This is a genomic window from Marasmitruncus massiliensis (assembly GCF_900186535.1).
GTDB lineage: Bacteria > Bacillota > Clostridia > Oscillospirales > Ruminococcaceae > Anaerotruncus > Anaerotruncus massiliensis_A.
Window position 1 is genome coordinate 1,807,159 of the sequence record NZ_FYDE01000005.1, and the last position, 14,523, is coordinate 1,821,681.

The window sequence follows — 14,523 nt, forward strand, 5'->3', positions numbered from 1 at the left end:
ACATCATCCTATTGCTTTCAACGGCCTGTTGCCAATGCTCCTTTTACGAAAAAAATCCGGACACCGCTTTGCCGATTTTTTCAAAAACTGCTTTTATTCGCCCTGTGACATTGGTACTGTCCGTTCCATTTACCGTCGGTACAACTTTTTCCTCGTCATCATCAAGCGCTATTTCCTGTGTCCGCAAAATGACTTGTAAACTGCGAGGCTCGGTATTTTCAGGGGAGGTAAACGATACTTTCTCCGCTTCGACATCGATATCGAGAATACCGTAATCTTCATCCAGTTGAGTCCACTTGCTTTCAATAATATTGGCCAAACTCTCTTTTTGCTTTTGCAGATTTTCCATCTGGTCAGTACTGTTGGCGGCGTTTGCTAAAATGTTTTGCGTCCCGTTCAGAACTTGCACTGCACCCTCGTTGAGCTGTTCCTTGCAGCCATCTAATACCTCTTTGGCTGTATCTGAAAATGCCTGAAGGCTTGAAAGCAGACCGCTTGTGCCATACATGGTTCTAGAAAGTGTGCTCATTGTTCCATCATCCAGCAAATCGTCGCTCATATTAGAAATCTCATTTATGATTCTACTGCTCCCACCAGCAGTATCGGAAATCATGTTGCTGGCTGAGGAGAGTAACTTCAGCATTTCTGAAAGCAGCTGCATTAATTCTACTGTCTCTTGGCCTGCCGCTCCGGAATCTTGTATTTGGCCGAGAAGCGAATTGATTGCGTCCATTAGCTCCGCCATCTGTTTCTGAAGTGCCTCAACGTCAACTTCATCCGAACCGCCATTCAGCGTAATCAACAACTCCATTAATTTTGCCTGTATCCCCTGTACCTGCTCAGGGTCGGCCGTCTGCAGCTTTTCCAGCATGTCCTGAACCCGTTTGAGCAGCTTTTGTACCTGAATACTGCTGCCCTGTGCCTGATCAAGTGCATCTACCACATCGTCAAATTCGTCACCGATATTCTCCAGATAATCCGCATTATCAGACGCATGTTCGCCCAGCCGGCGGAGCTGGTTGGTAAGTGCCTGCATGGATTTTATCAGCTGGCCGTAGCGGATGTTTATTGCATCCTCGGAGTCGTAAAGAGTCTGCCGCGCATTGTCCAGCTTTGCAAGGCCGGATTGTGTTTCCCTGAAACCTCCCGACATTCCATTGACTGAGCGCAGCAGAATATCAATACCAGTGCTTATAGCCTGACTGGCATCTTCTATTTCCTGTTTATCCTCTTTAAGATCGGCCAGAAAATCGAGCTTGGAAACAGTGGCCGGTACCATGGCCATGAGAACCCCTATACTCTCAAAAGAATCGCTTCCAATTTCAAAATGCAGCGAATCTTCGTCTTTCGGCAGAACGGCATATGCTGCAATCTGGTAGGAAGCAAGCGATTGGAACTGTGCCCCCGGAGCGGTGAAACTATAATTATCCTCCCGGTTGGAAAGCATGGCGACCACTAAAATAAAATTCTCCTTAAAGTAGCTGTTGGCGGATTCGTTTGGAATGGCGTCCACATCAACCGATACGACCCCAGATGCACCGGGCAGATCTTCCGCTTTCGCAGGGACTCCGTTGAGTTTGTAATTTACGTCGAAAGTCCACGGAAAACGCATGGCTTCTTCCCGGGGCTTTACCTGATAGTAGAACCGATTGTAAGGTACCGTCTCGGTTAAATTAAATACGGTTTTATTCCCGTCGGTTTGAGGTTTGTCAAGGCTGGTCATATTAATCACCGACGCATAATCCCCGTAGTCTATAAGTTCTGTGTTTCCATTTAAGTCACAGCCCTTGACGATGCTTGATTCGCTGACGTTTCCGTAATAGTCCATCGTAACATAAGCAGTTTCATCGACTGTAACAGCCGGCGTTTTCGCGATGGCGGGCAGATTTAAGGTTCCGAGCAGTATACCTGATGCTAAACACAGGGACATGCTCTTTTTCCAAAATTTTTTCATTTGGCATTTTCTCCTTTGTTTCTGATAAACCTTCTGTGCAATGCAGCGGCAAGCCCGGTGAACCGAACGATTGGACTCTGACGCCGTAGCTTCCTGAGCAAACCCTTTTCTTTGAGCTTGATAATTTTTGTCATGATTTCCCGGTCTTTAAAAATGATGTTGTCCAGGAGGGTCAGCAGCGTTGGAAGAAAGCTAAGTACAAAGAAGGTACTCAGCAGTGCTCCGCGACCGAGAAGTCTCCCGAGATTGCTGATTGCCCCGACAGAGGAGATAAAATACAACCCGTAGCCAACTACAGTCAGTACAGTGCCGGAAGTCAGGATAGACAGCGCGCTTTTGGTGATGGCCTGTACCGCGGCTTTCTTTTTATCTGGTTCGGCTGCCCGGATCCCGAGGTAGTTGTTGGTAAGGAGAATAGAATAATCGACTGTGGCGCCCAACTGCATACTACTCACCATCAGGTAGCCTAAAAACACCATTTTTTCTCCCACGAGGTAGGGTAATGCCATATTGATAAAGATTGCAACCTCAATTGGAATAATTACTGCCAGCGGCATCGTGACTGAACGGAAGGTAATCATAATGACCAAAGCCACTCCCAAAATAGACAGCCAGTTTACGATGCCGTAATCGGCTGTTATGGTATTTTTCATGTCCTGCGTGGCCGAAGTCATGCCCAGAAAATGAGTGTCTTGGGGATAATATTGATTAACAATTTCCCTGATCTTGTCCGCACAGGAAAAAGAATAGGGGCTTTCCACATCGCTGATTACATTTACCAAGATACGTGCGTACCGTTCGGTATGAAGCTGCTCCGTTATACTTTTGGGCAAAAAATCTTCCGGAATTCCTTCCGGCATGGTGCCCGCCATTGACGTTGCGGAACGTATAAAAGGCAGGCCGTCCAAATCATCTGTTAATCGTTTTTCCAGCACGGGGCTCTCGTTGGGCACGAGGATAATCAGCGGATTGTTTTGTCCAAATACCTCATCAATTTTCTTTTTTTCTTCATAGGCTCTTGTACCCTCGCCAGAACTGATCACAGACACGCCATACATAAAGTCGTTCATTCCCTGGGCTACATAACAGGGAACAACCGTCAGTAAAACAAAAAGACCTACCAAGTAGCGGATTTTGAAAAGGCCACGAGCAAATTTGTCAAATGGAGGAACGAATGGACGGTGCTGCGTTTTATCGATCCATTTATGCCAGCGGATAATCAGAGCCGGCATGAGAAAGAGCACCGTGAGCATACTGAAGACGATACCCTTTGCCATGACAAACCCCATATCCCGCCCGATGGAAAACTGCATGAGAGCCAGCACGATAAATCCAATAATAGTGGTGGCCCCGCTGGAAACAATGGAGGAAATAGAAATCCTTACGGCATTCATCATGGCCTGTTCTACTGAAAGCCCTTTGGCTTTTTCTGCCGTAAAAGTATGCAGCAGGAAAATCGAGTAATCCATCGCTACCGCTAATTGCAAAATGGCAGATACACTGAATGACAAAAAGGAGATTGTTCCGAATATAAGGTTGCTCCCCATGTTGATGATGATAGCAATGCCCATAGTGAGCATAAATAAAAATGGTTCGAACCATGAATTGGTGGTCAGCGTGAGAATTCCCAGTATAATAACTACTACAAAGAACATTGCGCGTACAACTTCTTCTGCCAGCGTTTCGCCCACTGTCTTGTTGTCGATTGCCGGACCAGAGAAATAACCTTTATCTCCCAACAGTCCCCGGATTTCGTCCAGTGCCGCATAGGTACGTTTGTCGGCATCCCCGTTTACAAATTGGATGTCCATAACCGCGTATCCGTCCCGATAATAATCCTCCAGATCCTGTGTGGCCAGATATTCTTCCGATACATAGATCTGTCCCATCGTATCTGCCCAGGATACCTGATCGACACCGTCAATCTGTGCGATTTTTTCTTTGTAGGCCATGGCTTCGTAAATCGATACATTCCCAATCATTACACGGGCGCTGCCGGGGTAGCTGAATTCCTGTTCCATAAGATCAATTCCCTGCGTAGAAGGTGCCTCCGGGGGAAGGTATTCCGTCAAGTCGTAGTTGATATGTACCAGAGGAATACTGAGAATAGACAGCACAACCATTACCGCAAAAATAATTTCGATCTTTTTACGCTGATTGACAACAACATCTATCAGCTTTTCCGTAAATAATGCGTGCGCTTTTACCATGTAGTTGCCTCCAAATTTATTTCGAAATTTTACACACTTGTGATTTTTTACACAAATGAATCATATTGCGATTGGATAGAAATTACAACGGCAATCCGCTTTCATTATGTGGATAAATCCACACTGACTAGGAAAGATGTGGAAAATAAAAGGAGGAGTATCTGTCTGAGATACTCCTCCTTTTATATGAAACAGGAACAATTCATTTTTGTAACAAGATCGCGTCAACCCCATGAAACGCAAGGATACTTGCTGTCTTTGCCAACTCCTCCAGGGATACCGTTTTATTAGAGTTAAACCACGAAAGATAAGCCGAGATAATGCCTGAGGCAATAAACTCAAAGCAATAGGGTAAAATTTCATTATTAAGGCCTGGCTTCGTTTGTGCATTTTTCAAAATTTGAATTATAATGACACTTTTCACTTTTTCAAGCAAGGAATGATAAGCGTTTGAGTTTACAAGTCTTTGATAAAAATCAAAATCATCATAGATAAGATCGGTCAGGTTTTTAAATAAAGGATATGGGTCCTGGCAAATCTCTAAAATATCTTTTTGCCCTAAAATCGCCAAAAGGCCACTGATCAGCCCGTTTTCAATCTCATCGAGAATGTCATGGATTCCGTTATAATGGATATAAAAGGTTTTTCGATTAATGTCTGCTTCTTCCGCAAGTTCCTTAATCGTAATTTGCGAAACATCCTTTTCGCCCATTAATTTAATCAGCGCGGTTTTAATGGCCTTTTTGGTTTTAATGGGACGCCGGTCAGGGTGTCTGCCCTTTTCTGTCGACCGTTCCTTTTCGATACTCATTCGCTTACCCCCAAAGCCAGAAGCATTCGTTGTTATTAAATTTTACTAATCCATATTATAATACACACGTGGGTAAAATTCAACAAAGTATGTTAGAAGTAAAAAAGCAATCTTCCTTGCACAGTGAAGAAAGATTGCTCGCCAGTCTTTATAGGCATTACCGGGTTCCTCTGTTATCTGTAGTTTGTAAAGCTTGCTTGAACTTTTGCCAGGCATTGCTATATCTAGTGGGTTTGAGCATGGGGAATGCTTTTAGAATTCTCATATGCTGAATGCTGCTCAAATGCAGCAATGCGATCACTGTAAAATTCGCTTTCTTCAAATTTCTCAAGGACAGATTCTTTAATTGCTTCCGCTCGTTGCCGAACGCATCGTAGCGGTAATCTTTCAGCACATTGCCCCAAGCGTCCGTACGCTGGATAACGTCCCCGTGGGCGTTGAACGGGTAATACTGGTTAGCCCCGTCCTGTTCGCGTGCAATAAGATTGATATCGCGCAAATAACGTGCCGTTCACTTTAAGTTTCAGGATGAGTTTGAGGGGTGGCTATCAGTCGTACATTTTGATAGCCACCCCATGCGAACATAGAAACGACAGGAGATATCTACACGCATATCTCGCAGATGCGACGTCATTCGATGGCAAAAATATGGGAAACACTTTTTCCTTGTAGGGAGCTTTCAATGAGGCGACTGCATAACGGGTAGAAAATGGGTAGAAATGCAGTGCTTTGCCGCTAAACGGGTATGCCATGGATGACAAATAAAAACCCGCAGACTAGCTTATCAAGCCAATCTACGGGTTTTACTTTTGGTCCGAATAGCGGGACTTGAACCCACGGCCTCTACCACCCCAAGGTAGCGCGCTACCAAACTGCGCCATATCCGGACAACACCATCTCTCGGACAGCTATATTATATTACCATAACTTCTCTTGAAATGCAAGAGGATGTTATAAATTTTTTATATATCCGCTTTTCCAGCATTGGTAACAAAGTGCTCTATATTTTTCATTGCCGCCAATATCGATCTGATCACCGCTGTATAATATTTTTCCATCCTGTACACGCGCATTCATAATTGCTTTGCGGCCGCAAATACACATGGATTTTATTTCACGAATACTGTCGGAAACTTCCAGAAGACGTTTACTGCCTTCAAACAGCTTCCCCATATAATCGGTTTTCAGACCATAACAGCGAACGATAATACCTTGGTCTACAATTTCCCGAAGCTCGTTAACTTGTAATTCCGTTAAAAACTGAGCCTCGTCTACAATGATCATATCATACTCTTTTTCGCACGCAAGTGTATCTGTAATTTTCCAGTTCCGCTCAATCAGTAAGGCATTAGAACTGATGCCGATCCGGGACCGTACTACTGTCGATCCGTCCCGATTGTCAATGCTTGGCTTCAAAAGGATTACTTTTTTACCCTGTTCTTCGAAATTGAACTTTGTCATCAGTGCATTCGCAGTCTTACTGGATCCCATTACACCATAGTAAAAATACATTTTCACTTGCCATGTCTCCTTAAACGTCTTTCATTTTTATTATAAACTTTTTTATAGATGGAAACAATCCTGGTTTTGAAGAAGTATTGGCATTATGTATAAATTGTGCCGCTAAAAGCATGAAAATTGTCATCTCATATTTTTATAAAACTGGAAGAATCTAAGATAATAAGAAAGGAATCGGGAGAAACAGAGAGATAAATCAAAATTGTTGCAAAAAAATAAGTAGAAACGAAAGAATTTATCGGGAAAATTGGAAAAAATCCCTTGACTTTTGCAATTCTTATGCTATATTGATTATTGCAGTTTTTGCATCTGCAAAATCGGCGACAATTTATCGCCTAATAACGGGTGCGTCATCAGGTGCACAGCGATTAGGACTTCGGTCTAATTCCTTTTGCGGGTAAGCGATAAGAAGTCACCGGGGGACGTAAAGACGTCCTAAATTCCGCAAAGGGGGATGCATAAATGAAAAATAACAACATTGTCAGTCTCAGAAACATTTCAGTGGATTTCGACGGGGACCCAATCCTCATTGGATTGAACCTGGATATCCGCGACAAAGAATTCGTTACCCTCCTTGGGCCATCCGGATGTGGGAAAACCACAACACTCCGGACAATTGGCGGTTTTGTCAATCCCAAGGCCGGTGACGTTTTTTTTGATGGCTTGCGAATCAACGACCTGCCGCCTTATAAGCGCCAGGTAAACACCGTGTTCCAGAGGTATGCGCTGTTTCCGCATCTCAACGTATTCGAGAATGTGGAATTCGGCCTGAAGCTCAAAAAGTTACCGGAAAATGAGCGCAGAAATCGCGTGCATGAGATTCTGGATTTGGTAAATCTGACCGGTTACGATCATCGAAATATCAACCAGTTGTCTGGTGGCCAGCAGCAGCGTGTGGCAATTGCACGCGCTTTGGTGAACCATCCGCGCATGCTTCTTTTGGACGAGCCGCTCGGCGCGCTGGATTTAAAGCTTCGAAAAGAAATGCAGATTGAACTCAAAAAAATCCAGCAGGCGCTGGAGATTACATTTGTCTATGTGACCCATGATCAGGAGGAAGCGCTTACGATGTCCGATACGGTTGTGGTCATGAATGACGGAGATATTTTGCAGGTGGGAACCCCGCAGGATATCTATAATGAACCGAAAAACGCTTTTGTCGCCGATTTTATCGGCGAAAGCAACATTCTGGACGGCGTAATGTATGAAGATTGCCTTGTAGAATTTGCAGGGAAAAAGTTTAAATGCGTTGACAAGGGCTTCGGTATACTGGAGCGTGTAGATGTGGTGATCCGTCCGGAGGATATCCGCATTGTGGATCCTGAGAATGCCCCGATTACCGGTGTGGTGGAGTCGGTCATTTTCAAGGGGGTGCATTTCGAAATGCTTGTGGAGGCGCACGGACGCCGATGGATGATCCATTCCACCCGATGCGAACAGCCAGGGTCCTTTATCGGAATGGAGGTAGACCCTTTCGATATTCACATTATGCATAAGATGGAGGCGGAGTCATGAATTCGAAATCCATTTCCGCTCCTTATCTGCTGTGGATGATCGTGTTTATCCTTGCCCCGCTACTTCTGGTGGCATACTTTGCCGTTACGACTCCGGAGGGGACCCTCACGATGGAATACGTCTCCCAAGTGGGGGAATATACGCCGGTGCTGACCCGTTCGGTATGGCTGGCGTTTGTTTCGACTGTCATCTGTTTTCTGATCGCATACCCGCTGGCATTCATTATTTCCCGCAAAAGCGGAGCGGGACAGCGCAGCATGATCATGCTGATTATGCTGCCGATGTGGATGAATTTTCTGCTCAGAACCTATGCGTGGATGACTATTCTGGAAAAAAACGGGTTGATTAACCGCTTTCTTGCCCATTTTGGCATCGGGCCGCTGAATATGATCAATACGTCCGGCGCGGTTGTATTGGGAATGGTTTATAACTATCTGCCGTTTATGATTCTGCCGCTCTATTCCATTATGGTGAAGATTCCTGACAGCCTGATTGAGGCGGCGCAGGACTTAGGCTGCAATACCAGGCAGGTGGTAACGCGCGTATTGTTCCCATTGTCTGTACCGGGCATCTCTTCGGGTGTGATTATGGTTTTTGTGCCGTCAGTCTCTACCTTTATTATATCCCGTATGCTGGGCGGCGGCGGAAACCTGCTGATAGGAGACCTGATTGACCTGCAGTTCCTTGGAAATGCATACAACCCTCACCTGGGTTCTGCCATTGCATTGGTGCTGATGGTACTGATTCTGCTGTGTATGAGTGTCACCAATCAATTTGGTGATGAAGAGAAGGGCGGCATTCTCTGATGAAATGGCTTTCCAAATCTTATGTGGGCGCAGTTTTGGCGTTCCTGTATGCACCGATTCTGGTGCTGATCGTATTTTCGTTCAATCAATCCAAATCCCGCGGCGCATGGACCGGTTTTACCTTTGGGTGGTATCAAAAGCTGTTTACCAACCAGCTGATCATCAGCGCATTAATTAACACGCTGATTATTGCGGTCGTATCATCCATTGTTGCCACGATACTGGGAACAATGGCGGCTATCGGGATTTCCAATATGAAGCGCTGGATGCGCGGCGTGGTGATGAATATCACGTATATGCCAGTGATCAATCCGGAGATCGTTACCGGCGTCTCGCTGATGCTCCTGTTTGTTTTCATCAAGAATTTTGGGATGAAGTTCGATTTCGGATTCCTGACGCTGATATTGGCACACATTACTTTTAATGTTCCATATGTCATTTTAAATGTACTGCCAAAGCTGCGGCAGATGGACAGTTCGCTCTATGAGGCCGCGCAGGATTTGGGCTGCAGCCCGCTTCAGGCATTTCTGAAAGTGGTGATACCGGAAATCATGCCGGGCATCGTTTCGGGCTTTTTAATGGCGTTTACCTATTCACTCGACGATTTCATCATCAGCTACTTTGTTTCCGGCGCAACTTCCCAGACACTGCCGATTGTGATCTTCTCGATGACCAGGCGGAAGGTAAGCCCGGAGATCAATGCACTTTCCGCCATCATTTTCCTGGTGGTTCTGACAGTGTTGCTGATTGTGAATCTGAATGACGCCCGGATGGAACGGGAAAATCAGGCGAAAGTGAGGGCGCGTGTATGAAAAAGTTTGCTGCTCTCGTGATTGCCGCTGTTGCGGTGCTTTCTCTTTCTGTTCCTGCCTATGCGGAAGTGGAAGTTGCTGATGAGTCCTACTATACTCGCTTTCAGGGGCAGGGGAAAACGCTGAATGTGCATAACTGGGGTGAATACATCGCTGACGGTTCCGACGACAGCCTGGATGTGGTAAAGGAGTTTGAGGAGCTGACCGGTATTCAGGTGAATTATACCACGTTTTCCACAAATGAGGAGGTTTACGCGCGCCTTCGAAACGGCGGCGCGAACTATGACCTCCTAATTCCCAGCGATTATATGATTGCGCGCATGATCCGGGAAAATATGCTGGAAAAGCTGGATTTCAGCAACATTCCGAACTTCAGAAATATCAACCAGAGTTTTTTAAATCCTGTTTTTGACCCTACTGGCGAATACTCCGTCCCTTATACGTGGGGCACGGTGGGCGTTATTTATAACAAAGAGATGGTGGATGAAGAGGATCTCGGAAGCTGGGATCTGCTTTGGAACGAGAAATATATGGGTCAGATTTTAATGTTCGCCAACCCAAGGGACGATTTCGGCATTGCGCTCAAACGTCTTGGTTACCCGATGAACCCTGAAAACACCGAACAGCTTGCGCAGGCTACCGATGAATTGAAAAAGCAAAAGCTGCTGGTTCAGGCGTATGTCATGGATGAGGTGTTTGATAAAATGATCGGCGGCGAGGCCGCCATTGCGCCTTATTACGCGGGAGATGCAATTACGATGATGGTGGATAACCCGAATCTGGACTTTTTTGTCCCGAATGAGGGAACCAATCGTTTTGTTGATGCTATGGTAATCCCCAAAGGTGCAAAAAATAAAGAATGCGCGGAAATGTTTATTAATTTTTTGCTGGAAGCTGAAGTTGGCGCCTCAAACATTGAGTATATTGGTTACAGCTCACCGAATGATGCGGCGCTGGCTATTCTGCCGCCGGAGATTACCGAAAATCCGGTGGCTTATCCGCCTGAGGATGTCATTGCAAAAACGGAATTCTGGAAAGACCTGTCACCTGAACTCAATCTGGCCGTCGACGATGCGTGGACTGAACTGCTTTCTTCTGATGACCAGTACAGCCGATGGCTGGTTCCGGTTTTCCTGATCGTTGCTTTGGGCGCTTCAATTACGATTAACGTTGTACGGGCCCGGCGCAAACGCAGGGAACGCGGCATGTTCGGCACAAATTACCCAGCAAGACGTCTGTAGAACTGAAAAGCAGAACGGGATGCATTTTGCATCCCGTTCTGCTTTTTTGTACTACTTGCAGATTAGCAGCATCCGCAGCCATTGTCATTGGTACCGCCAACGCAACCGCAACCGTTATTGCAGCCGCCGCCGACGCCAAAGCCACCCCATCCAAAGAGGATGATGATAAGGATGATAATCCAGAGGAAGTTGCCACCAAAGTTATTATTGTTGCATCCCATGAGAAATGACCTCCTATAAGTGATTTCAACTTATACTATGTAAACAGCGGCAGTTCGGTGACTGCGCATAATCAGCTTTTGATGTGACAATATTAGGAAGGGAATGACATAGGTATGAAACAGGGCAAATAATGCTCTGACTTGTGAGGTGGTCTATCATGTTCAAATTCAACGGCTTTACCCCCAAAGCAAATGTGGCAATTAATTGCGCACTGGACGAAGCCTGCGCGCTTGGCCACACCTATATGGGCAGCGAACACCTGCTGCTTGGACTTCTGGAAGAGGGCAGCGGGGTTGCATATACAGTTCTGCAGAAGAGCGGCATCAACGCTCAGCAGATTAAGGATCTGCTTGTAAAGACAGTAGGCAGGGGAATTAAATCCAGCCTGACACCTGCGGATATTACGCCAAGATGCAAAAGAATCTTAGAACTGTCGCTGATGCAGGTAAGGATGAACGGTATTCCGCTTGCGGGCACGGAGCATATTTTACTGAATCTTTTAAAAGAAACCGAAAGTTATGGAGTACGCTTTTTAAAACAGCTTGGAACAGAACCGGACTCGATCAGCAGGCAGCTCGGGGACTTTTCGCAGAGCTGCGCCGCAGATCTGCTGGGACTAAGAAAGCCTGCGCCGACGCGCTCCAGAGCCGGTGTTAAGACTCCGCTGCTGGATAAATACGGGCGTGACCTGACCGAACTTGCCCGTCAGGGGAAATTGGACCCTGTAATCGGAAGAAATAAGGAAGTGGAGCGTGTGCTCCAGATTCTGACCAGAAGAACAAAAAATAATCCATGTCTGATCGGCGAGGCCGGAGTGGGGAAAACTGCGATTGCCGAAGGAATTGCCCAGCGCATTGCGGATTCCGATGTGCCCCAGCAGATCAAAGACAAACGGTTTATCGCGCTTGATTTGACCAGCATGGTGGCGGGTACAAAATACCGCGGTGATTTTGAAGAACGCATTAAAAACACGATAGAAGAGGTGATCAATGCCGGAAATGTAATTCTGTTCATTGATGAACTTCATACGATTATTGGAACGGGCGCAGCGGAAGGCGCGGTAGACGCGGCCAATATTCTCAAGCCACAGCTTGCAAGAGGCGAGTTTCAGCTTGTAGGCGCAACTACGACTGACGAATACCGAAAATTTATTGAAAAAGACAGTGCGCTGGAACGCCGATTCCAGAGTGTGACGGTTGGGGAGCCATCCGAGGGGGATACGGTTGAAATCTTGCAGGGCCTTCGTGAAAAATATGAGGCACATCATAAGATGCATATTTCAGATGAGGCAATAGAAGCTGCCGTTACCCTTTCCGCGCGCTATCTGCCGGAACGCAGGCTCCCTGATAAGGCAATTGACCTGGTAGATGAAGCCTGTTCACGCGTCAGGATGAACACGTTGGCGGTTCCGAACAGTCTGAGGGAACTGGAAACGCGTCTGGAAGGACTCAAGGAGGAGAAAGAACATGCGATTGCTTCGCAGGACTATGAATGCGCCGCGCGTATCCGTGACCGGGAGAATGAACTGAAGCTGCGGCTGGATCAGGCGCAGTCCGAGTGGGAGGAAGCCGGAGACGGAAGCAGCCGCAAGCTGACCGCACAGGATATTGCGAGATTGATTGCCGATATTACCGGAATCGATGTCACGCATATTACAGAAGTGCAAAGCGAACGCCTGCTGCATCTGGAGGACGATCTGCACCGGCGGATTGTGGGGCAAACGGAGGCTGTCCGAGCCGTGGCAGGGGCAATCCGGCGCTCCCGTGTCGGGCTGCATGATCCCAACCGTCCATTGGGTTCCTTTATCTTTCTGGGGCCGACAGGCGTAGGGAAAACCGAGCTTTGTAAGGCACTGGCGGCATGCCTGTTTGGAGACGAAAAGGCAATGGTGCGGCTGGATATGTCGGAATATATGGAGCGGCATGCTGTTTCCAGGCTGGTAGGGCCTCCTCCCGGTTATATTGGCTATGATGAAGGAGGCCAGCTCACCGAAAAAATCCGGCGCAGGCCATACGCCGTTTTGTTGCTGGATGAGATTGAAAAAGCGCATCCCGATTTTTTCAATATGCTGCTTCAGGTTTTGGAGGACGGGGTTCTGACAGACTCCCAGGGCAGGCAGGTCAACTTTAAAAATACGGTGATTATCATGACGTCCAACATCGGTGCGCGTCTGATTACCGAGCAGGGGCGGCTGGGATTTTCCGAGGATGGCGAAACCGGAATGAAACAGGATGAAATCCGGCGGGTGATGATGGGGGAACTGAAGAAATCCTTCCGTCCGGAGTTTCTCAACCGTGTGGATGAGGTCATTGTGTTTCATAAGCTTACAAAGGAAGAAACTCTGCAGATTGCCGGAAATATGCTCATGTCGCTGAAAAAACGCGTGAACGGGCTGCATGTGGAAATCCGGTTTGATGAATCGGCGGCGGCACATATTGCGCAGGAAGGATTTGACCCTGTTTATGGTGCCCGCCCGCTTAGAAGAGCCATCCAGAACCAGATTGAAGACGAACTTGCGGATGAACTGCTGCGGGGGAAAATAAAAGCAGGCGACAAGGTTCTTTGCTCTTACGGAAAAAACGGATTCAGCTTTACACTGGAAGACGTTGCAAATGCGGGAGGCTGTGCTATAATCATATCAGCGGAATCATGACAAAATACAGGACGGTGCAGTATATTGACGAAACTAGTTCTCTTCGATTTGGACGGAACCCTGCTGAATACGCTGGATGACTTGGCGCATGCCGCAAACTTTGCGCTCAAGCGCCACGGACTTCCCGAACATCCGGTAGAAGCCTATAAGCAGTTTGTGGGCAACGGCATTGTGAAGCTCGTGGAGCGGATGACTCCAAAGGAACGGCGCGGCGACACGGCGCTTCTGGATTCACTGAAAAAAGACTTTGATGCATATTATGCAGAACACAGTCTCGACCGTACCTGCCCTTATGAAGGCGTAACAGAATTGCTCCATTCGCTGAACGGGCGCGGCATCACATGTGTGGTTTTATCCAACAAGCCGGATGAGTTTACCAAATCGCTTTGTGAACGGTATTTTGGCAGTCTGATTCGTGTTACGGTCGGACACCGGCAGGGATATCCACACAAACCTGATAAAGCACTGGTGGAAGAAATGCTGAAACTGGCCGGATTTCAGGGACAGAACAGTGTTTATGTAGGGGATTCCGGAGTGGATATGCAGACTGCAAAAAATGCCGGGCTTTTTGCGGTAGGGGTTCTCTGGGGTTTCCGGGGCAGGGAAGAACTGGAGGAAAACGGTGCGGATATCCTGATTTCGGTTCCCGGGGAACTGTTAAAAATAATTGATGCAAGGACTTGACAAACGGTTTCTGATCGTGATAAGATAAATCCAATATCACAAAGACGATGACGGGGACGGCGGGAACAACAGTCTGCCCACAGAGAGCCGGTGTTTG

At 46.9% G+C, this 14,523-nt stretch carries 12 protein-coding genes, 1 tRNA gene and 1 other annotated feature (1 of these 14 only partly in view); of the genes, 6 read left to right on the forward strand and 7 right to left on the reverse strand.

The features are described from left to right. Positions 1-43: 43 nt before the first annotated feature. From C1A10_RS16800 to C1A10_RS16825, 6 genes are all read right to left on the reverse strand, one after another. A complete protein-coding gene (locus C1A10_RS16800) occupies positions 44-1,954 on the reverse strand; it encodes a hypothetical protein (RefSeq protein WP_101911348.1) in 1,911 nt (636 codons plus the stop codon). Then, a complete protein-coding gene (locus tag C1A10_RS16805) occupies positions 1,951-4,164 on the reverse strand; it encodes an efflux RND transporter permease subunit (protein ID WP_101911349.1) in 2,214 nt (737 codons plus the stop codon). Before C1A10_RS16805 ends, C1A10_RS16800 begins: the two co-directional genes overlap by 4 nt. Before the next feature lie 202 nt (positions 4,165-4,366). Continuing rightward, complete coding sequence (locus tag C1A10_RS16810; RefSeq protein WP_101911350.1) at positions 4,367-4,975, reverse strand: TetR/AcrR family transcriptional regulator; 609 nt, start codon at positions 4,973-4,975, stop codon at positions 4,367-4,369. A 157-nt stretch (positions 4,976-5,132) separates the two neighbouring features. Beyond that, positions 5,133-5,474, reverse strand: coding sequence for a hypothetical protein (locus C1A10_RS16815; protein WP_101911351.1), 342 nt, complete (start codon positions 5,472-5,474; stop codon positions 5,133-5,135). 311 nt (positions 5,475-5,785) lie between these two features. After that, positions 5,786-5,862, reverse strand: a tRNA-Pro gene (locus tag C1A10_RS16820). Between the two features lie 64 nt (positions 5,863-5,926). Next, on the reverse strand, positions 5,927-6,487 hold the full coding sequence (locus C1A10_RS16825) for a thymidine kinase (protein ID WP_101911725.1): 561 nt from the start codon (positions 6,485-6,487) through the stop codon (positions 5,927-5,929). Between the two features lie 468 nt (positions 6,488-6,955). Here C1A10_RS16825 and C1A10_RS16830 point away from each other — a divergent pair, with 468 nt between their 5' ends. The 4 genes from C1A10_RS16830 to C1A10_RS16845 are packed head-to-tail and all read left to right on the forward strand — an operon-like array spanning position 6,956 to position 10,867. Beyond that, the gene (locus C1A10_RS16830; protein WP_101911352.1) at positions 6,956-8,008 is read left to right on the forward strand and encodes an ABC transporter ATP-binding protein; all 1,053 of its coding nucleotides are present in this window, start codon (positions 6,956-6,958) and stop codon (positions 8,006-8,008) included. Further along, on the forward strand, positions 8,005-8,814 hold the full coding sequence (locus C1A10_RS16835; RefSeq protein ID WP_101911353.1) for an ABC transporter permease: 810 nt from the start codon (positions 8,005-8,007) through the stop codon (positions 8,812-8,814). The genes C1A10_RS16830 and C1A10_RS16835 overlap by 4 nt, the downstream gene beginning before the upstream one ends. Next, positions 8,814-9,626 (forward strand): ABC transporter permease, encoded by an 813-nt coding sequence (locus tag C1A10_RS16840; RefSeq protein WP_101911354.1) that lies wholly within the window; start codon positions 8,814-8,816, stop codon positions 9,624-9,626. The genes C1A10_RS16835 and C1A10_RS16840 overlap by 1 nt, the downstream gene beginning before the upstream one ends. Beyond that, entirely contained in the window at positions 9,623-10,867 is a 1,245-nt protein-coding gene (locus C1A10_RS16845) for an ABC transporter substrate-binding protein (protein WP_101911355.1), read from the forward strand. Before C1A10_RS16840 ends, C1A10_RS16845 begins: the two co-directional genes overlap by 4 nt. Before the next feature lie 62 nt (positions 10,868-10,929). Here the strand turns inward: C1A10_RS16845 and C1A10_RS18605 are convergent, their stop codons facing one another. Next, a complete protein-coding gene (locus C1A10_RS18605) occupies positions 10,930-11,088 on the reverse strand; it encodes a hypothetical protein (RefSeq protein ID WP_180951198.1) in 159 nt (52 codons plus the stop codon). A 158-nt stretch (positions 11,089-11,246) separates the two neighbouring features. Here C1A10_RS18605 and C1A10_RS16850 point away from each other — a divergent pair, with 158 nt between their 5' ends. Together C1A10_RS16850 and C1A10_RS16855 are read left to right on the forward strand one after the other, a co-directional pair. Continuing rightward, complete coding sequence (locus tag C1A10_RS16850; RefSeq protein WP_101911356.1) at positions 11,247-13,742, forward strand: ATP-dependent Clp protease ATP-binding subunit; 2,496 nt, start codon at positions 11,247-11,249, stop codon at positions 13,740-13,742. Positions 13,743-13,766: 24 nt separating this feature from the next. Further along, on the forward strand, positions 13,767-14,426 hold the full coding sequence (locus C1A10_RS16855; RefSeq protein WP_101911357.1) for an HAD family hydrolase: 660 nt from the start codon (positions 13,767-13,769) through the stop codon (positions 14,424-14,426). Positions 14,427-14,464: 38 nt separating this feature from the next. Further along, positions 14,465-14,523, forward strand: a binding site (T-box leader); it runs 187 nt beyond the window's last position.